This is a genomic window from Paraburkholderia sp. Clong3 (assembly GCF_050436485.1).
Classification (GTDB): Bacteria; Pseudomonadota; Gammaproteobacteria; order Burkholderiales; family Burkholderiaceae; genus Paraburkholderia; species Paraburkholderia tuberum.
Genome location: NZ_JBNDMH010000003.1, coordinates 997022 through 1016595, shown reverse-complemented (window position 1 = coordinate 1016595; position 19574 = coordinate 997022). Strand labels below are relative to the sequence as shown.

At 62.4% G+C, this 19574-nt stretch carries 15 protein-coding genes and 1 pseudogene; 3 read left to right on the top strand and 13 right to left on the bottom strand.

Features of this window, described 5'->3' with window-relative positions; translation table 11 throughout:
• Positions 1-7: 7 nt before the first annotated feature.
• The 10 genes from OKW30_RS28100 to OKW30_RS28055 form a co-directional block, all read right to left on the bottom strand.
• Complete coding sequence (locus OKW30_RS28100; RefSeq protein WP_429348216.1) at positions 8-1561, bottom strand: class I adenylate-forming enzyme family protein; 1554 nt, start codon at positions 1559-1561, stop codon at positions 8-10.
• A gap of 56 nt (positions 1562-1617) precedes the next feature.
• On the bottom strand, positions 1618-2751 hold the full coding sequence (locus OKW30_RS28095; RefSeq protein ID WP_429348215.1) for a saccharopine dehydrogenase family protein: 1134 nt from the start codon (positions 2749-2751) through the stop codon (positions 1618-1620).
• 221 nt (positions 2752-2972) lie between these two features.
• On the bottom strand, positions 2973-3653 hold the full coding sequence (locus tag OKW30_RS28090) for a c-type cytochrome (RefSeq protein WP_187629633.1): 681 nt from the start codon (positions 3651-3653) through the stop codon (positions 2973-2975).
• Positions 3654-5132, bottom strand: coding sequence for a flavin monoamine oxidase family protein (locus OKW30_RS28085; RefSeq protein ID WP_429348214.1), 1479 nt, complete (start codon positions 5130-5132; stop codon positions 3654-3656).
• A gap of 89 nt (positions 5133-5221) precedes the next feature.
• A complete protein-coding gene (locus OKW30_RS28080; RefSeq protein ID WP_429348213.1) occupies positions 5222-6187 on the bottom strand; it encodes a WD40/YVTN/BNR-like repeat-containing protein in 966 nt (321 codons plus the stop codon).
• 17 nt (positions 6188-6204) lie between these two features.
• Positions 6205-8565, bottom strand: a complete 2361-nt coding sequence (locus OKW30_RS28075; protein ID WP_429348212.1) for an efflux RND transporter permease subunit — start codon at positions 8563-8565, stop codon at positions 6205-6207.
• A gap of 73 nt (positions 8566-8638) precedes the next feature.
• The gene (locus OKW30_RS28070) at positions 8639-10468 is read right to left on the bottom strand and encodes a DUF1302 domain-containing protein (protein ID WP_429348211.1); all 1830 of its coding nucleotides are present in this window, start codon (positions 10466-10468) and stop codon (positions 8639-8641) included.
• A gap of 75 nt (positions 10469-10543) precedes the next feature.
• Entirely contained in the window at positions 10544-11908 is a 1365-nt protein-coding gene (locus tag OKW30_RS28065; protein WP_187629629.1) for a DUF1329 domain-containing protein, read from the bottom strand.
• A gap of 76 nt (positions 11909-11984) precedes the next feature.
• Positions 11985-12398, bottom strand: coding sequence for a RidA family protein (locus OKW30_RS28060; RefSeq protein WP_184060698.1), 414 nt, complete (start codon positions 12396-12398; stop codon positions 11985-11987).
• A 17-nt stretch (positions 12399-12415) separates the two neighbouring features.
• Positions 12416-13249: a phytanoyl-CoA dioxygenase family protein gene (locus OKW30_RS28055; protein WP_187629627.1), complete on the bottom strand. Its 834-nt coding sequence runs from the start codon at positions 13247-13249 to the stop codon at positions 12416-12418.
• A gap of 1050 nt (positions 13250-14299) precedes the next feature.
• Between OKW30_RS28055 and OKW30_RS28050 the strand changes: the two are divergent.
• Positions 14300-14995, top strand: a pseudogene (locus OKW30_RS28050) (LysR substrate-binding domain-containing protein); the annotation flags it as partial.
• Here OKW30_RS28050 and OKW30_RS28045 read toward each other — a convergent pair.
• Positions 14996-15871 (bottom strand): aldo/keto reductase family oxidoreductase, encoded by an 876-nt coding sequence (locus OKW30_RS28045; protein ID WP_429348210.1) that lies wholly within the window; start codon positions 15869-15871, stop codon positions 14996-14998.
• A 107-nt stretch (positions 15872-15978) separates the two neighbouring features.
• Between OKW30_RS28045 and OKW30_RS28040 the strand changes: the two genes are divergently transcribed.
• Positions 15979-16905 (top strand): LysR family transcriptional regulator, encoded by a 927-nt coding sequence (locus OKW30_RS28040; protein WP_429348209.1) that lies wholly within the window; start codon positions 15979-15981, stop codon positions 16903-16905.
• Between the two features lie 39 nt (positions 16906-16944).
• On the opposite strand, the gene OKW30_RS28035 is transcribed toward OKW30_RS28040, so the two are convergent.
• Positions 16945-17307 carry a response regulator gene (locus OKW30_RS28035; protein WP_184049762.1) on the bottom strand — a complete coding sequence of 121 codons (363 nt, stop codon included), beginning with the start codon at positions 17305-17307 and terminating at the stop codon, positions 16945-16947.
• A 212-nt stretch (positions 17308-17519) separates the two neighbouring features.
• On the opposite strand from OKW30_RS28035, the gene OKW30_RS28030 reads away from it, so the two are divergent.
• Positions 17520-18740 (top strand): sensor histidine kinase, encoded by a 1221-nt coding sequence (locus tag OKW30_RS28030; protein WP_429290898.1) that lies wholly within the window; start codon positions 17520-17522, stop codon positions 18738-18740.
• Positions 18741-18756: 16 nt separating this feature from the next.
• On the opposite strand, the gene OKW30_RS28025 is transcribed toward OKW30_RS28030, so the two are convergent.
• Positions 18757-19563, bottom strand: a complete 807-nt coding sequence (locus OKW30_RS28025) for an oxidoreductase (protein WP_429348208.1) — start codon at positions 19561-19563, stop codon at positions 18757-18759.
• Positions 19564-19574 lie beyond the last annotated feature (11 nt).

Here is a 19574-nt window from a genome sequence, read left to right as displayed (position 1 = left end):
TGCTGACTCAGATCCGGCGGGTTTGACCCTGCCAGTACTGCTCGCGCAGATCCTTCTTCAGCACCTTGCCGGCCGTACTGCGAGGCAGTGCCGCGACGAAGTCCACAGTCTTCGGTGCCTTGATCGAGCCGAGCTTCTCCTTGCACAACGCCACGAGATCTTCGGCATTGACGCTCTGACCCGCGTTGAGCTCCACCACCGCCTTCACGGCCTCCCCCCACTTTTCGTCGGGCACACCGATCACCGCGCAATCCTGCACCGCCGGATGAGCCCAGATCACCTGCTCGACTTCGCTCGGATACACGTTGAAGCCGCCGCTGATGATCATGTCCTTCTTGCGGTCGGTGATGTGCAGATACCCTTCGGAATCCAGATGACCGACGTCGCCCGTGTGCAGCCAGCCGTCGATGATCGTTTCCCCAGTCTTCTCCGGCGCCTTGTAGTAGCCCTTCATGACAAGGTCGCCGCGCACGCAGATTTCGCCGGTCTCGCCCTGCGGCAGGATCTCGCCGCGATCGTTCATGATTTCGACGCGGATCAGCGGGTTGGGCCTGCCGACCGACGAGAGCCGGCTGTCCGGCGCAGGCTTGCCGTCGACGAAGTGCTCGGCAGGCGTGAGATAGGAGATGGACGCGGGGGCTTCCGTCTGTCCGTAGCCGCCCGCCATAACCGGACCGAACACCACGATCGCGCGCCTGAGCTTCTCCACCGACATCGGCGCGGCGCCATACAGGAAGCACTTGAGCGACGAAAAATCCTGGTCCTCGATGCCGGGGATATCGAGCAGGCGATAGATGACCGTCGGCGGCAGGAAGAACTCCGTGACCCGATGCTTCGCGATCGCCGCGAGAAGAAGCGCCGGCTTCGGCTTGGGCAACACGACCACCGTGCCGCCGCGCGCGGTGCACGGCAGCGAGAGCATTCCCGCAGTATGCGTCATGGGCGCGGCGGCGAGATTCACCGGCCGCTCCACGCCATACGGAAACGCCATCATGAACTGCGCGAAGTAGGTTTGAAACGCGCGATGCGTGTTCATCACACCCTTCGGCAAACCCGTCGTTCCACCCGTGGCCGAAAGGGTCACGATGTCGTCCATGTCGTAATCGACGCGCGGCTCTGTCGCAGGTTGCGCCGCGCTCCACTTCTCGAGCGACGGCGCCCACGGCAGATCGGCATCGATACAGACCCAGAGCCTGACCTTGGGCAGACTGGGACGCAGCGCTTCGATCGCCGGTGCGAACGTCTGGTGGAAAAACAGCGCTTCGCAATCGAACGCGTCGAGGAGGTACTGGTTCTCCTGCGGCGCGTTGCGCCCGTTCACCGGGATCCACACCACACCCGCACGCCACAGCGCCAGCGTGCAGGTCCATGCCGTGACGTCGTTGTCGGCCCAGACCGCTGCCTTCGCTTCCTTTTCGAAGCCGGCAGCGAGCAGGCCGTTAGCGATGCGGCACGACAGCGTGTGCACCTCATCGAACGAATAGCTACGCTCGTCCTGGATGTAGGCGATGCCGTTGGGGTTGATGCGCCAACCGCGGTCGAAGAAGTCAATGATTGCCATATCCCGTGTTTCCCTGTCTGTCCTGAATCTGTACCGAAACTGCGCGCTCGCGGCGCTTACAGCTGAGCGACGGTCGCGCGCGCGAGCCCACGCTGCTCGAGGAAGCCGAGCAGATAGCGATGCCCGAATGCCTGGGAACCCGAGGCGAAGCCCACCTTCGCGGTCTCGCCGTCGAGCAGCTTGATGGCCGCGGCCGTCTGGATCGCGCCGGTCGCGATGTATGGCGTGATGCCGTGCACGGTCGCGCGAACGGCGGAGAGCTGGCCGCGACCGATCGCGAAGTCGACAGTGCGATGAAGCGACGTGCGTTCGCGCGGCGGCATGGCCGGCGCGGTCGAGTCGACGAGTTGCTTGAGCACCGCATCCTGCTGCTCGCGCGGCAAGTTCGCGTACTCGGCTTCCCACTTCTGTCCAAGCGCGTGCACCATCTGCATCGCATTGTTGTCGTAGAAGCCCACGCAGGAAACGCAGCTGCGCACGCGCGGATCGTGCTCGAAGTAGACCGGCAGCGACGTCCCGCCCCACGGCAGGGCGAACACGGGCTGAAGGAAGTCGGGAGAGGCGATGTTGAACGAAGCGTGGCTGTCATGCGGCACCAGCTTCTTTTCCCACAGATAGCATGCTTCCTGACGATAGCCTTCGAAGATGGTCGCAGTGGAGCCCACGCTCACACCGGCGCCAGCGCCGCGCGGGCCGCGCGTGAGCGTGGCGGTCTCCAGCGCATCGATGCCGGGCGTTTCAAGCGCCAGTTCGGCGGCGATTTCCGCGAACGTGTACATGTAGGCATTCGAGGGCGATACCAGCAGCCCCGCCTGCCGGAACTTCTCGCCGAACTGTTCGCGAACCTGGCGGATATAGTGCTGCTCGCCAGTGGTGTCGAGGTAATGGCAGCCTGCCTTGAGCGCCGCTTCCACGGCGGTAAGGCCGAAATTGAAGAACGGCCCGACCGTGTTGCACACGACCTTTGCACCGCGAAAGGCATTCACGAGCGAATCCACGTTGTGCTCGGCTTCGATGACTTCGTAGTTCGCCGATTCGAGGCGCACGACACGCTGGGCCATCATGTCCTGCGTGCGCTTCGCGTTACGCGCGACCGCCGTAAAGGGAATGTCCTGGTCGATGAGCCAGTCCATGATCAACATGCCGGTGTAACCACTTGCGCCATAAACGACGACGGGATGCTTTGCCATGCTTGTCTCCTGAAACGTGATTGGTTAAATGTTGCGTCTGTCAAATGCGGGGATGTCGCCGGCGGCTGACAAACAGCACCGTCAGTCAGTGTTGCGATGAAGCACGTTTCATTAATAGAACACAATAACCAACTTAGGTCATATTGACAACTTAACGAAACTGAAAAAATACAGGGTGTTCCCCTGTCACCCCACTGTTCCTGCCCGTTACGCCATGGCAGCTATTGCGCGCCTGCGGCGCTGCCACCCGGCGTCAGGCTCGCCAGATAGCTGGCCACCGCCTGGATGTCTTCACCGGACAACGTGGCCGCCATCCCGTTCATTGCGCCGCTCGGGTCACGACGCTCGCCCGTCTTGAACGCAGCAAGCTGCTTCGCGAGATAGGCTTCGCCCTGGCCCGCCAGTCGTGGCACCAGGTTGCGGCCCATGAACGACGCCCCGTGGCAGGCCTGACAGCTTTTCGCCGCTACGAGCGCCATCCCGCGCTTTTCGAGCGCCGCCTGGACGTGCACCGCTTCGCTTTGGGCCGGCGTCTGCCGCGCGAAATAGACAGCCAACGACTTGATCTGCTCGTCCGTCAGCTCCCTCGCAATCGCCCCCATGTGGGGGTTAGGTCGCAGGTCGCCGGCAAACGCGTGCAACTGGGCGACGAGATAAGCTTCTGGCTGTCCGGACAGCGCCGGATACCAGGCGTTGACGGACTGCCCGTGCGCACCGTGGCAGAAGTAGCAGGTCTCCTGCGGTTGCGGCCATGGGCCACCGTTGGCCACTGCCGTCTTGTCGATCTCGCTCATCGCCTTTTCGAAATGCATACCGTCGAGGTAATCGCGTCCGTAGAGCGCTCCCACGCCTGCGACGCCTGCCAGCACAACGGCTGCGCTTACGATCCATGCCCGTTTCATTCACGCCTCCTCGCCGCGTCGAGTGAAGCCGGCCAGCGCCTGCAAGGCAGCGCGGTGGCCCGAACGCACGGCACCGTCCATCGCGCCGGCCCAGATGTCGGCGGTTTCAGTCCCTGACCAGATCAGGCGCCCCACTTCGGGATGCAGATACTTGCCCCACCTGGTCCAGAAGCCCGGCGGCATGGGATTGATGCAATGCAGGGTCCACGGATCGACCCGGCCCCAGTCGTAGTCGTGGAACTGCGTCGGATGCAGCGCGCGGTCGCCGAATGCCTTGGCAAAAGTGGCCGACAGCGTCTTTTCGGCCATCGCGGAATCGTCCGGCAACATCCCCGGCGCGACGAATGCGGCGATCACGCCGAGCGATGCATCGGGAGGCGAGTTGTCGTACGCCATGAAGACCGGGCCACCGACCTGGAAGATCGTTCCGCAATAACCGGCGTCGCGCCAGAACGGTTTGTCGTAGACGTGGACCGTCTTGCGCATGGGGGCGTTCGTGGGCCAGTTCTGCTGGAGTTGCGCCCGCCCGCCGGGCAACGGCGGATCGAAAACAACCTGATTGCACAGGGCCGGATTCATCGCGACAATCGCACGACGCGCCTTAACCACGCCCTGATCGGTGTGCACCTCCACAACGCCACGATCCCAGCCGGTGACCTTGCGCACGGGCGAGGACAGCCTGACCTTGTCGCCGAGTTGCTCGGCCATCTTGATGCTCAGACGCTGCGAACCGCCGACGATGCGCGTTTCCTGCGCGCCGCCCTTGAACGCTTCGAGCTGCGTGTAGTTGCAGCTTGCACTGTTGATCATCGATAAGTAGTGCAGCAGACCCAGCTGCGCCGGCGCACCGCCCGTGGTCAGCTTCGCGGCTAGCGCGAGAAAGTAGCCGTCCTCGTATTTCACGCCCTGCTGCAAGAGCCACTCGCCGTAAGAGAGCTTGTCCAGTTCCGCCAGATGCGGCGCTTTCCACGGCGCGCCGGACGGCACGCCGCGCGACAGTTCGGCAAGCCGGTTGCCGATCGTGTCGTCACCCCCAGTGCCGCCATGAAAATCCTGCGCCACCGTAGCGCCCTGCGCCATCACGATGGTCTTACCCGTGTACCAGCTCGGAAACGTATCGATCTCGAGTTGACGTGCCAGATCGAAGATCGCGGTCTGGCCGGGACCGATCCACTGCCCTCCGGCTTCGGAAACGACACCGTGTCCGAGGTCGTGGTTATAGGTGCGTCCACCGACGCGGTTGCGTGCCTCGAGCACGACGAACGAATCGCATCCGGCCAGTTTGAGGTCACGGCCCGCGGTCAATCCAGCGAGACCCGCGCCGATGATCGCGACGTCCAGAATGTCGCCGTTCATGGGCTTCGTTACGGCGGCCTGTGCCAGCGACATGCCGCCGGCCGCGAGTGACGCCGCGCCCATCGCCGTAACGCGTAGCAGCTGGCGCCGGGTCTGTGTATCCGGCTTACGTTTCCGATCCATCTTTCATGCCCAATTCAGTTTCATTGTTTCTCCCCTTTCCTTCTCTGCTCTTAAGGAAAACGTTCTAACAAGGTAGCGACTGGCGCTTCTCAATGGACCGTCAGCACCCCCTCCTGCGAAAACAACACCGGTTTGCCGGCGCCATCAATCAATGCGGCGGTGAGCGTTGCGCGATCGTCGCGCTGATGAACCTCGAACGACGTGCTGCCCTCGCGTTGCCGGAACACAAGGCCATCGAGCCCGACGCCCATCAGTCCGTTTCGAGTCGCTACGAGATCGGTGATCGAACTCTTCGTGCCCACGTTCAGCGCCGCCCACGTCGCCCCGCCGTCGCTGCTCTGGTACAGGCTGCCCAGCAGCCCGCCCACCACGATCCGCCCGTCGGGCAGCGCCACGCCCGTCCACAGCGTGCCCTTGCCGCCCGTTGCCTGATAGCTCCAGTTCGCGCCACCATCCGTGGACTTCAGCACCATCCCCTGTTCCGAATCGATATAGAGCGCGCCCTTGCTGTCGGCAAAAATGTGGTACAGGTTGCGGTCCGCCCTCGTGCCACCCGGCGGCTTCGGCACAGTCACCTTCGTCCACGTCTTGCCGCCGTCGTGCGTGGCGAGCATCAGCGACCACAGGCCTACGGCCACGCCATCTCTCTGGCTCGTGAACAGCACTGAGAAGAGCGGCTGGTCCACCGAGAGGTCCATGCGCTGCTTCTGCCAGGTCTCGCCGCCGTCGCCCGTTGCGAGAATCACGCCCCACTGGCCGACCGCCCAGCCGTGCTGCGCGTCGGTAAAGGTGACGGCCGAGAGCGTCGCCGAAACAGCCGCTCGTTTCGCCTGGCGCCACGTCTTTCCTTCGTCATCCGATATGACGATGACGCCGTGCTCGCCCACCGCCACGATGCGCTTACCCGCACGCGTGGCGTCCAGCAGCATCATGTGGGACGGGGCCGCCCACGCGTGTGCGGGCATCGCCGCGCACTCCGCAATGGCTCCCGGCGGCAGAGCCCAGACTGCCGCACTCGCGCACAGCGCGGCACAAGCAACAAGTATCTTGATCATGACTGCGTCTCCCCTGTTCAATGGCTGAAGAGTCCAGGCGCACGCGCCGGTTTGCGCCTCGGGAACCACCGTTCCAGCACAGAGGCCAGCGCCGGCAGTGCCGTCATCGCCATCAGCAGGTTCACCAGGAACATGAACGCCAGCAGCTTGCCCATGTCGGCCTGGAACTTCAGCGCCGAGAAGCTCCATGTCGCCACGCCAATGGCCAGCGTGATAGCCGTAAAGATCGTCGCCACACCCACTTCCAGCATTGCGTGCTGCACAGCCTTCACGATGTTCTGCCCGCCCGCCAGATGCACCTGCAGCCGGTTGTAGATATAGAACGCGTAATCCACGCCAATACCCACCGCCAGCACCATGACGGGCAGCGTCGCCACCGTGAGCCCGATCTGCAGTTCCTTCATGAACCAGTAGCCGATGAAAGTCGCCACCGAGAGCGGCAGGCAGCACGCGAGCATCGCGCGCCAGTCGCGGTAGGCGAGGAACACCAGTATCAGGATCGCTGCATACACGTAGAGCATCATAGGCAACTCGCTCGCTGCCACTTCCTCGTTGGTCGCGGCGAGTACGCCCGCATTGCCCGCCGCGAGACGCACGGTGATGCCCGGGAACGGATGCGTAGCGCGATACGTCTTCACGTCGTCCAGGATCCGGCTGATCGTCTTGGCCTTGTGGTCGGTGAGAAACAGGTGCACGGCCGTCATGCTGCAATCCGCCTTCATGAAGCCCTTCACCCGGCCCACATCCACCGAGACCGCGCCGTAGTTCCCAGGGTCGATCGGCACGACATTCATCTTCGGGTAGTCCTCGTTGTAGCCCTGGTTGTAGCGGCGCAGCATCGCCGAGTAGGACTCGACCGACACCACGCCTGGCTCGGTGCGCATCGCGCTCGTGAGGTCGTCCTCGTACAGGCCGACTGCCGGGTTGTCGCAGCCCTTTTGCGCCGACTCGATCGCGACAGTGAGCCAGTCGAGGCCGATGTCGTAGCTCGAAGCGATCGACGTGGCATCGCTGTTGAAACGCGCATCCGCACGCAGTTCTGGCGCGCCCGGCTGCAGTGTGCCGATCACACGGTCGCGGCTTTGCCACGCGGCAAGTGCGAACACCACCAGCGTCAATGCAACGGTCACGCCTGCATAACGCGGCTCGGCGATGCGCGCGAGCCCGCGCAACCACGCCGAGCGCCGCTCGCTGCGCTTGAGCGCGCTGTCCGCGTAGCTCTTCGCGAAGTTGAAGCATGACGCCGCCACCGGCAGCAGGATCAGATTCGTCACGATCTTGTATGCGACGCCGAGCGACGCCGTGATCGCCAGTTCCCGCACCATCGGTATCGGAATCAGCAGCAGCGTGATGAACGATACGAATGCGGTGACGAGTGCCAGTACGCCCGGAATCAGCAAACCACTGAAGCTGTGCCGCGCCGCATCGAACGAGCTGTTGCCGTGCGCAATCTCCCGCACGATGAAATTGACCTGCTGTACGCCGTGCGAGACGCCAATCGCAAAGACCAGGAATGGCACCAGCACCGCGAGCGGGTCCAGTCCAAAGCCCAACAGCTTCAGCGTGCCGAACTGCCAGACGAGCGATGTCAGCGAGCATGAAATCAGCAGCACCGTGAAGCGCACCGAATGGCAGTACCAGTAGACCGCAAGCGCCGTGAGCAGCAACGCGATGCCGCAGAAGCCGAGCACGGCGGTCGCGCCATCGGCGATATCGCCGATCTGCTTCGCGAAGCCAATGATCTGGATTTCATAGCCCGCATCTTCAAACGGTTTGCGGATCTGGGCTTCGAGCAGGCGGTTGAACGCCACGTAATCGAGCACCTTGCCATTGCGGTCCCGCTCGTTGAGCTCGGCCGTAATCATGGCGCTGTCTTCGTTGTGCGAAACGAGCGTGCCGATATAGCCGCCGAGTGTCGTCGCACGGCGCACCTTCGCGACAACGTCGGGCGTGAGCTGGTCGGGCGTGATCGTGCCGGAGATGATTGGCTCCGCGCGGAAGCCCTCGTCGGTGATCTCGTTCACGTAGGCGTTCGGCGTCCACAGCGACTGCACGCCAATGCGGTCCACGTTCGGCAGGTACGTCACCGCCTGGGTCACCTTGTACAGTCGCGTAAGCCCTTCCTTCGTCCAGATCGAGCCCTTGCGTGCACGCACGACCACGGTGATCCGGTTCGCGCCGAGCAGGTCGGAGCGGTACTTCTGGAAGGTCTGAATGTATTCGTGGCCGATCGGCATCTGCTTCTCGAAGCCCGCATCCATCCGCAACTGCACGGCAAAAAATGCCATGACCACGGTGAACAGGCCAATGCTCACCAGCACCGCCATGCGGTGACCGAAGAACACCCTTTCCAGCGTTTTGACAAGGCGATTTAACACGGCATTTTCCCTTCAAATGTTTCGGCAGCTCCGGCGACAAGCGGCATCGGACCCCACGCCGGCGTTTCGGCCATCAGAAGTTCCGGGTGACGAACATGCCGACGAAGTTGCGGTCTGCGTAGGGATTGCCTACGGTGTTGTGCCCGCCCCAGAACAGCGTGTAATTGATGCCCGCCTGCCAGACCGTCGGGTTCTGGTTGAACAGCACGTAGAGGTTCAGCGACTTCGAGCCCTGCAGGTAGTTCGCAGTAAGCGTCGGCGTATAGCCGTAGAGTCCGTCGGCGAACGTCACGCCCGGCGTCACCTGCCAGCCATGAATCAGCGTGCCGTCGTAGGTCCAGTTGAAATCGATGGTTGCGCCCACGGAGCTCGACGTGCCCTGCGCCATGCCGATCGGGTAGCCCAGGCTGGATCCGTTGTTCAGCCAGGGCAGGTAGCCCGCCTGAGGCACCTGCGTGACCGTCTGGCCATCCACCGAGCGCGTGACGCCGCGCTGGCTCAGGCCAGGGTAGTAGATCCATGTGAGCTCCCAGGTCAGCGTCGCTACATCCGCACCGAGCAGCTTGAGGAACGGATACTCGCTGCGCGTTAGCGCCAGCAGCCCGTTGATGTCGTACTGGAGCTTCTTCATGTCGGCCCATTGCTGGCAATTCACGCCGGCCACGCCGTTGGTGTTCAGGTCCAATGGGCCACCTGCGCCATAGCAGCTCGACAGTGCGACGGCATCGTGCGGCCGGTACGAGAGCTCGGTGCCGATCGCCCAGTTGCCGATCCCGAAGTTAGCGCTGGCGCCGAAGAGCTGACGGTTCTGCAGATACGACCAGTCCAACGTCCCATTGGCCAGAGACGAAAGCACCGGCGACTTGTCGGTGTAGTTCTCGTAATAGACAGCAAAGTTCGCATCGAAGGAGCGCGGCGAATAGTTGAACTTCATGCCGAACTGCGGATGGTACTTCGATGGCGCCTGCCAGTTGACGGGCAGGCCGACAACGTTAAAGGGAGGCCCCGCAAACGCACCGCTGACGAGGCCGTTATTGATGCCGTCGAGCACGTTCTGGTTGCCGCTGCTGGCCCCCGCGATGGTGCCGGCGCTGGGGCCGGCCACGTTCAGATTAGTGGTGCTCACCGTATACGGGTTGGTTCCCCGGCCCAGGCTGTTCGATACCGACCAGAACGAGCCCACCGGCGGATAGCGGTTGCCGTTCCACGAAAACTGGTAGTAATCCTCAGTACTAAAGCCATGAGAAAGGTCCGCTGCAAAGCTGATCATCGGCGCGGGCAGCAGCGCCTGCTTCAGCTGCGAGCCGGGAATCAGCAGCTTCTGCACGTCGAGAGAGTTGGTGGCGTTGATACCGCCCTGCGCGAACATGCTCTCGCCCCAGTTGACCACCTGGTTGCCGAGGCGCACGTGCGCGCTCTGCCCGTTGATCGTGAAATCCTTCTCGCCCCAGAGGTCGAGCAGTTGCACGTTGTAGACGACCTGCGCCGCAGCGGTGCTCGACAGCGGCGTGCGGTTCGTGTCGCCGGCGAGGAAGTCGTACATACCCGTGCCACGGATCATGAACTTTAGGCCCTCGCTGGGCATCTTGAAGAGCAGTTCGCTCGTCGCGCTGACGTAGGTGCTGAAGGGCTGACCCTTGCGGTAGTTCAGATTACCGTCGTCACCCACGCCCCATTGATTGGTGTTGGCTGCCGCGCCGCAACCGAACGAGTTCGGGTCGCCGGTAAGCGAGCAGCTCGGGTTTTTTGTGCGGATGCCCGCGCCCCCCGTGAGGTTGGTCACCCATGAACCCGTGAGATCACCAAGACCCGTCGTGAACTCATAACCGTACGCGCTGGTCGCAGCCGTACCGAACATGGCCAGCGACGCCGCAATATATCTTCCGATGATCTTCGTTTTCATGGATCTCCCCTGCCGTCACCCTCGATCCCGGCGCACGTCACCGATGCACGCCGGTCCCTGGTCCTTCGCCGAACTTCAGCGCTCGCTCACCGATCGCAAGGATTCAGCCGTGAAGAAGTCCGTCTTGAAACGCGGGTCGTTGACCTGCTGGTACCAGCGAATGTCCTTACCCTGGCCAATCGACGAGGCGTCGAACACGTAGCGCCCGTTGTTGACGTCGTACTGCACGAACGGCTCGTTATCGCAGGCGCCGCCCAGTTCCCACACCGGGATCGGGTAGCTCTCGCGCACCTTCCAGAGCTTGCCCTGCGCGTCATAGTCCTCGCCCACGAGCGCAAGCCAGCTATCCTCGTCCAGGTAGAACACCTTCTTCGACGCAACGTGGCGCGCCGTGGGCTTGAGCGTCGCCTCCACGACCCAGACGCGGTGCACCTCGTAGCGGCGATGATCGGACGAGATGCCATTGGGCGTGGCGACGTCATGCAGTTTGTCCTTGAAGGTGTACATGCCGAAATCGTTATACGGGACGATCATTTCCTTCTTGCCTACGAGCTTCCAGTTGAAGCGGTCGATTGAGCCGTTCAACATGTTGGATTCGTCGATCAGATACTGATTCTCGAAGCCGATCAGTGGCGCATCGTGCGTATAGGCCGGCATGCGTCTCACCCGGCGTTGGCCGGGGAAGTAGTAATACGTTTCCGAATCCTTATCGAAGTACTGCCGCTGCACGAAGGCCTGCCCGGCCAGTGCTGCCGGCGAATCGACGGAAAAGTAGGCACCGAGACTGAGTTGGTCAACATCCTGCGGCGTGCTGCTGCCATCCTTGCCCCCCGGGAAATAGAACACCTGGGGACCGATTGCGTCGATCCAGTCGCTGCCGCCCGGGCGCGGTGAAATGGACGTGACAACCGGCGACCACTCGACCCCCTCGCCGCGGTACCGTGTTTCATAGTTGAGGATCGCCTCGGCGCCGTTCTTCGGCTGCGGAAACGCCACGCCTGGTAGCGCCGCCGCCTGCAGCGTCTCGCCATCCGAAGCGAGTTTCGCCGTCGTGAGATTTGCCTTCGAATTCTGCTCGGCGAAATCCGGCAGCTGGCATTCGCGGTGGGACGGATAGACGTCCATGCGGTAGCCCTTCAACTGCTTGACGAGCTGAATCTCCCCCGGTGACAGCTTTTCGGCGTATTTGTCGACGTTCGACGCATCGATCGTGTACAGGGGTTTTTCGTTCTTGTACTTCCAGAAGTCACCGCGGACCTTGCCCCACTCCCAGCCGGCCGGCGTGGCTTCCCTGCCGGCAAACGCCGGCACGAGTCCGTCCTTGCTGGCCGCGCGCTCGGCGCCTGACGGCGTGAGGTCGTCGGCAACTGCCACTCCGGCCACGAGCAATAAAGTAGCCGTGATGGCGGACATGGTTCCGATGGTGTGCTTTCTCATCATGACTCTCCTTCCGATCCAATTTTCATTCGTAGTACGCATCGTTAGAATCAAACCCTACACATCGGGGCCGAACCGCTCAGTCCTCGCCGCAGCCTGCCACGGCCACAGCCCGAATCTCGATGCACAACTCTGGCAGCGCCAATTGTGTTACGCCAACCGCAGTCCACGACGGATAGCGCGCCGGGAAGTACGCGTCCTTGACCGCCGAAAAGGCCTCCATTTCACCGCGTAAGTCCGTGTGAAAGGTGGTCAGCTCCACCACGTCGGAGAGGCTCGCGCCCGCCGTCTCGAGCACGGCTTTGAGGGACTCGAAGGCGATGCGGGCCTGCGCCGGCATGCCCTCGCCGGCTTTCATATCCGTGCCGATGCCGACCTGGCCGGAGACCCAGATCGTGTTCCCCACGCGGGTCGCGGGCGAAAAATGGTAAGCGTCGTAGAACGCCTGGAACGGCGGCGGGATGATCGATTGCCGCGTAGTGGACATTGTCATGATGGTGGCCCCTATGGTCAGACGAGTTGACGGAAACACGGTGCGCGAAACGGATCCCCTTCTTTCAACGCGGCAAGTTCTTCGATGAGCAAGACACCGGACGACGTGAAGCCCGAGACGCTCGGTTGCGGCAGCGGACTGAAAACCGCGCCGTCGCCGAAGAAGCGCAGCACGAGCGTGTGGCGCTCTGGAAACGCGCTGTCCACCGCGCCGCCGCCGTGCAGCACGCCCGGATGCAGCAGCAGGACGTCACCGGGCTCCGTCGCCCACGAAATGATGTCGTAAGCAGCCGGGTTATCGCGGCGCTCAGCTTCGATATTCGGCAGGCGCGGCCAGACATCGCCGCCATGGAGAGGATCAGTCGGATCTTCAGCATTTTGAAAGGTCGTGCCATCGTGACGCGGACCTCGATGGGATCCCCGCACAATCTCAAGCGCATTCTGTTTGGGGACGGCCTCAAAGCTGATCCACGCATTCCCGAGGTGCATCCCCTCCCATGGCAGGTAGGACGTGTCCTGATGCCACGGCGAGCGACCGCTCCTGCCCCCACTTTTGAGGAACAGCTCCTCTGCGAAATACCAGACGTGATCCGAGGCCCACAGGTCCGCGAACAGTCGGCCGAACGGCAGTTGGCCAACCAGTTCGTCCAGACGCCCCTTCGCATACGGATTGGCGTTGTCGTTGTGGGTCTTGTGTACCGTGCCTTCGAACAGGCTGCAAGCCATAGGCCCGGGGTTCTCTATGCCCCAGTCGAAGACCTCCCTGCACCGCGCCAACTGCTGCTCGCTGAGAAGACCTTTGACGAGAACGGCGCCGTCCTCGGCGAACGCCTCGCGCGTGGCTTCATCCATGTCTGAACTCCTGAATCGTCAATCGGCAGCCCGGTTCAAAACGCTTCTCGCGGCGCCTTCGTAGAAAATACCACCAAAGTTAGGTCATGATACAAAACCAAAAAAAAGAAAAAAGAGAGGGAATTCCCTGCCTTCACAAGGTTGAGCACAAGATGCCAAGCCACGGTTAGAAGCAGAACGCGGCTCCCGTTCCTGCAAGCAGCTCGGGCGCCCGAGGTCCCACCTTCGAGGACGATAGCGATGAGCGGGCTGTCCGAACCCCCTTGCTTTATTTTGTAAACATACCTATCTTAGTCTTTATGTACAGTATTTGTGGCCGTCTGGCATATCCGCACTTTTGGTAGTCGTGGCACAAGAGCGGTGTCGCGTCGAAAGCGTTCTTCTGCACACATCCACGACGCGGATACCGGTCGCAAGGACCAGCTTTGAGCCGCCTTCGAGCGAAATGGGGCATTGATGCAGTGCCCGGTCTTGCCTTTTGGTAACGACATACTGCAGTCGATCGAGTAGCAGCCCGGTGCCGCGGCATCGAAAGGCGTGAGAACGTGGCTGGGAGCGGCTTTTGCCGCGAAGCCGGAGCGGTGCCCGTTAGCGACGGAAGGAGTGGGAGATGGTGATGTCCAACATACTCAGCAATTGGATTTATATGGGCAGCAACGCGTACGACGAATACACGTTCGTGCCTTGGCTGAACAGGAACGTCTACCGTCGGACTGTAGACGTTAGGCAAGTCTGCATGCAGTAACGTTCGTTCAGTGTATTTTCAACGGGACCTCGGAGCGTGAGGTTCGAGCGCGCTCCTCGTCAATGAGAATCTAGACAGATCAAACTGAAGCGCTGATAACCGTCAATTTCTCAAGAGAGCACGACCACGCATTGAGTCAATGGTACAAATGCGCCCATATGACCTGGCACGTCAGCAGCTTCCGTTTGATACACGTCGCCTGCACTTCCAAGACGAGCCGCGGCATCGCTCACAAAAGCAAATCTATGGGCAGTACCTCAACGAATCGCATTTGACAGAAACCGCGACAGTGATAACGAAATAGGAAACCGCCATTGCGCGAAGCGCTCGACGCACTGCAGCGCGCGGTCGCGCCAACCATTCCATTCGATCCCGCCGCGGCGACGCAAACCTGGCGCATCGCCGCAACGGACTACGCGGAGTCGACGATCATCCTGCCCATGCTCGCGGGCTTGCGCGCGGTGGCGCCCGGCACGCGTCTCGCGATCGTCGAGGCGGTGCCGCCGCGGCTCGCTCGCCAGACTGAACAGGGCGATATCGATATCGGCTTTCATACGAGCGAAGGCGCGCCCGAAGGCTTGCGCCGTCGCGTGCTGTTTGCCGAGCGCTACGTGCTGGTCGGCCGCGCGGGTCATCCGAAGCTGAAGCGCCGGCCCACCCTCGCGCAGTTCTGCAAGCTCGAACACGTGATCGTGTCGCCCGATGGCGGCGGCTTTTTCGGCGTCACCGACGAGACGCTCGCGAAGGTGGGTCTCGCGCGCAAGGTCGTGCTGTCGGTGCCGCACTTTCTGTTCATGCAGTCGGTGCTCGCGAGCACGGATCTCGTGGGGATGCTGCCCGCGCGTCTCGTGTGCGTCTCGTGCGCGGCACGGACGCGCTGCGGATGGGTCGAGCCGCCCGTCGAGGTGCCGGGCTACGAGATGGCGATGCTATGGCACGAGCGGGTGCATCGCGATCCCGCGCATCAATGGTTGCGGGAGTTCATCGCGGCATCGGTGTAATCAGCCCTTTTCAGCGCCGATCGCATTCAGTTGATCGAGCACCTCGTCGCTGAGCTTCAACTGTGCCGACTGCAGGTTTTCACGCAGATGAGTCACCGAAGACGTGCCCGGAATCAGCAGAATGTTAGGTGCCCGATGCAATAGCCAGGCAAGCGCGACCTGCATCGGCGTTGCCTCGAGCTTGCGCGCAAGCTCCGACAGCTCGGACGATTGAATCGGCGTGAAGCCACCCAGCGGGAAAAACGGCACGTAGGCGATGCCCTGCTCCGCGAGCGCATCGATCAACGCATCGTCGTCGCGATGCACGAGGTTGTAGTGGTTCTGCACGCACACGACCTTCGTGATGCGCTGAGCCTCGGCAATCTGCGCGGCCGTCACGTTGCTCAGGCCGACATGACGCACGAGCCCGCGCTGCTGCAGTTCGGCGAGCGCCGTGACCTGCTTTTCGATCGAGCCCTCGCTCGGCTCGTGCACGTTGCCCATGACGCGCATGTTGACCACGTCGAGCGCGTCGAGCCCGAGGTTGCGCAGATTGTCATGCACCGCGCGCTCGAGGTCGGCGGGCTCCTGCGCCGGCAGCCAGGCGCCGGCGCCATCGCGCACCGCGCCCACCTTCGTCACGATCGTCAGATCGCGTGGATACGGGTGGAGCGCCTCGCGGATCAACTGATTGGTCACGTGCGGCCCGTAAAAATCGCTGGTATCGATGTGGTCGACGCCCGATGCGACCGCCTCACGCAGCACCGCGAGCGCCGCGTCGCGGTCTATCGGCGGCCCGAACACGCCGGGGCCGGCCAGCTGCATCGCGCCATAGCCCATGCGCCGCACCGGGCGGCCGGCTAGTGCGAAAGTGTCGATGGAGCTGAAGTTCGGCATGACGATCTCCTTGTGAAGTGATGAGCGGCAGTATCGCCGCAATTGCGTTGTTGAATAAAGCGGTCTAACGTGTACGGGTTGTTCAAAATTCTGCACAATCAATCGTCATGGAACTGAATGATCTGGCCGCCTTCGTTTCCGTCGCCCGCGCCGGCGGCTTTCGCGACGCGGCGCGCGTGAGCGGCGTGTCGGCGTCGAGTCTGAGCGTCGCGGTGCGGCGCCTCGAAACGAAACTCGGGCTGCGGCTCCTGAACCGCACCACGCGCAGCGTCGCGCCGACCGAAGCCGGGCTGCGTCTGATCGAGAAGCTGACGCCGCTGTTCGGCGAAATGGAAGCGGCGCTCGACGTGCTGAACGGCTTTCGCGACAAGCCGACCGGCACATTGAAGCTCAACGTGCCGTCGAGCGTCGCGCGCATCGTGCTGCCCGACGTGCTTGCGCGCTTTCTGAAGCAGTACCCGGATATTCGCGTCGAAGTGGTGGTCGAGGATGGTTTCGTCGATGTGCTATCGATCGGGTGCGATGCGGGCATTCGCTACGATGAACGCCTCGAGCAGGACATGATCGCGGTGCCGATCGGCGCGCGCGTGCAGCGCTTCGCGACCGCCGCGGCGCCCGCGTATCTCGACGCGCACGGCCGTCCGCAACATCCCGGCGAATTGCTCGCGCATGCCTGCCTGCGCGGGCAATTCGCCAGCGGCGCGATGCCGACCTGGTACTTCGAGCGCGACGGCGAGCTGCTGCAATTGAATCCGACAGGACCGCTGCTGGTGCGGCCCGGCGCCGCGATCGACCTCGCGGTCAGCGGCGCGGTCGCGGGCCTCGGCATCATTCACCTGTTCGAAGACATGCTGCGCCCGCATCTGGACAGCGGCGCGCTCGAAGCGATTCTCGAACCGTGGTGGCAGCGCTTTTCAGGGCCTTTTCTTTACTATCCGGGTCATCGTCATGTGCCCGCGCCGCTGCGCGCGTTCGTCGATTTCCTGAAGGCCGACTCAGCAGGCGTCCCGGACGATGACGTGGCACGGCGTTGACTTCATCACACGACGGTGAACGCGGCGACGCGTGCCATATCAGCAACGTGGCGCGCAGAGCTGCGCGATCGTGGTCAGAAAGAGATCCGCGCCGATCGGCTTCAGCAGACATGCGCTGCAGTAATGCGCATCGCTGTCCGAAGGCGGCACCGCGGTATGGACCAGAATCGGTACGTTGACGGATAACGGCATCGATTTCAAACGGCGGCATAACTCCGCGCCGTCCATGACCGGCATCATCCAGTCCGTAACAATCAGGTCGGGAACGTGAGCGACGACACAAGCGAGTGCTTCGGCGCCGTTGCTCGCGCAACTCACCTCATACCCTTCGCTCTCCAGAATCAACCGCCATGCGGCTAGAATTTCCGGTTCGTCGTCGACCAGCAATATCGAATACATCATGTTTTGCGGACGAAATTTGCCTTCTTGTCTGATCAGAGTCTCGCAAGAGATGTTCCACGAACGGCAATTGCGCGGATAATGACGCGGTTGCCGGCGCGCATCGGGTCGCCTGGCCGATCGGCAGCGAAACAGGTTTGCGGTGCCCGCGCAAATCGAGGCGTTCGAACCGTTCGCGCGTTGTATGTTGTAGAAACTCCACTCCGGTATCCATCATGACCGACAGACGCGTGAGCCCGCTGCGCAACTTCGCCAACTTCATCCGCGCGGAACGGGGCGGCCTGACGCGGCAATGGATGCATGCCGTCTCCGCCGACGCCGATCTCGTCGAAGCGGACAAGCTCACTTATCGGCAACTGGCCGACCATCTGCCGGATATTCTCGACGAGCTGTGCCGGGGGCTCGATGCAGAAGATCTCGAGCGCGTCGAAACGTCGATCGAACGCGACGCGAAGAAGCACGGCAAGGTCCGTTGGCAGCAGGGCTACCGGATCGAAGAGCTGGTGCGCGAACTGGACCTCTTTCAGCAGGTGCTCTTCGAAGCGCTCGAAGAGTTCGTCGAACGCGACCGGACGTGCACGCGCCGTCACGAGAGCCGCGCGCGCCGCCTGATCGCCGAAGCATTCAGCGTGGTCAGGTATGAGTCGATCAAGGAAGCGGTCGCCGAACGCGATCGCAAGATCGACGAATACACGGGACGGCTCGAACGCGCGAATCACGAATTGACGCTCGAGCAACGGCTGGTCGGCGATCTATATGCATCGCGGATGCAGATTACGCGCAGCGTCGTGCACGATCTGCGCAATTTCCTCAACGCGTTTTCGGTCGCGCTGCAACTGATCGAGCGAGCGCCGTCGAAAGCCGATACTGCATTGACGCTCGCGAACCGTCAGGCTGCCGACATGAAGCAACTGGTCGACCAGATGGTCGAGTACTCGGTCGTGCTCGGAGACTCCGCGCCGCTCGTGCTCGAAGACGTCGATTTGCGCGAACTCTTCGACGAACTCGTCGCGTCGACGCGACCGTCGATCGAGGCAAAAGGGCTTGCGTTGCGCAGCGCGTTCGACGCGGCGCTGCCGGTCGTCACGTCGAATCGGCTGAAGCTCAAGCAGATCGCGGTCAATCTGTTGACCAACGCGATCAAGTACACGAAGTCGGGGCAAGTCGAAATCCGGTTCGCGATGCATGGCGCCGAACACTGGGCGATTCGCGTCTCCGACACCGGCGTCGGCATTGCGCCCGCCGACGCGGAGCGCGTATTCGATGAGTTCGAGCGCGCGGCCTGCGACGAGATTCCGGGCACGGGGCTCGGGCTCGCGATCGTCAGGGAGCTATGCCGCGTGCTCGATGGGCAGATCGAGTTTGCGTCGCGCGAGGGCGTGGGGACCACCTTCGAGATCCGGTTTCCGCTGCGTCGAACCTTGGCCGCAATGTGATGCGTGGACGAGCGCTTCAACCAAGTCCGAATGTATTCCTCAAGCTTGAATCGACGGGACCAGCGGGCATAAAGCGGCGTAACTTGCTCAGCAACGACGCCTGTCCGGCAGGCGTGCGACGCATCCGCCAGGCGCCAAGCGCCGCTTCGACAATAGTGTTCGCCACGCCCTCGGGCTCAGGGGCACCTTTGACACTGTTCACGACTGCGCTCGTTGCAAGGGCACGCTCGCGGTCATAGTCAGCGATTTTCGAACCCGCCTGAGGCGCATTGATGTCGAGATTGGTCCTGGTAAAAGTCGGTTCGACCAGCGTTGCGCGTATGCCGAACTGGCGCACCTCATGATCCAGGGATTCGGTCAGCCCTTCCACAGCGTGCTTGGACGCCGAATAGAGTCCCATGTAGGGCGCCGGGAGAAACCCGAGCACAGAACTGACATTGACGATCCGTCCACCGCGTTGTGCCCGCATGTGGGGGAGTACAGCCTGTGTCGCGCGCAGAATGCTGAATACATTGGTATCGAACAGAGACGAGGCCTCGGCAGTCGACGTTTCCTCGACCGCGCCAATCATGCTCGTTCCTGCATTGTTGACGAGCACGTCGATTCGCCTCGCGCGATCGATGATGGACTGGATTCCAGCCTGGACCGAAGCATCGTTGCGAACATCCATCTCGACAAGCTCGACTCCCGAGATAGGCGTCGCTTTTGCGATGCTGCGCACGGTGCCAAATTCGCGGCACCCCCGCCTGGCAAACTTCTCGGCGGCGGCGCGTCCGATACCCGATGACACGCCGGTAACAACGACAACAGTGGAATTCGACATGAACAGCTCCC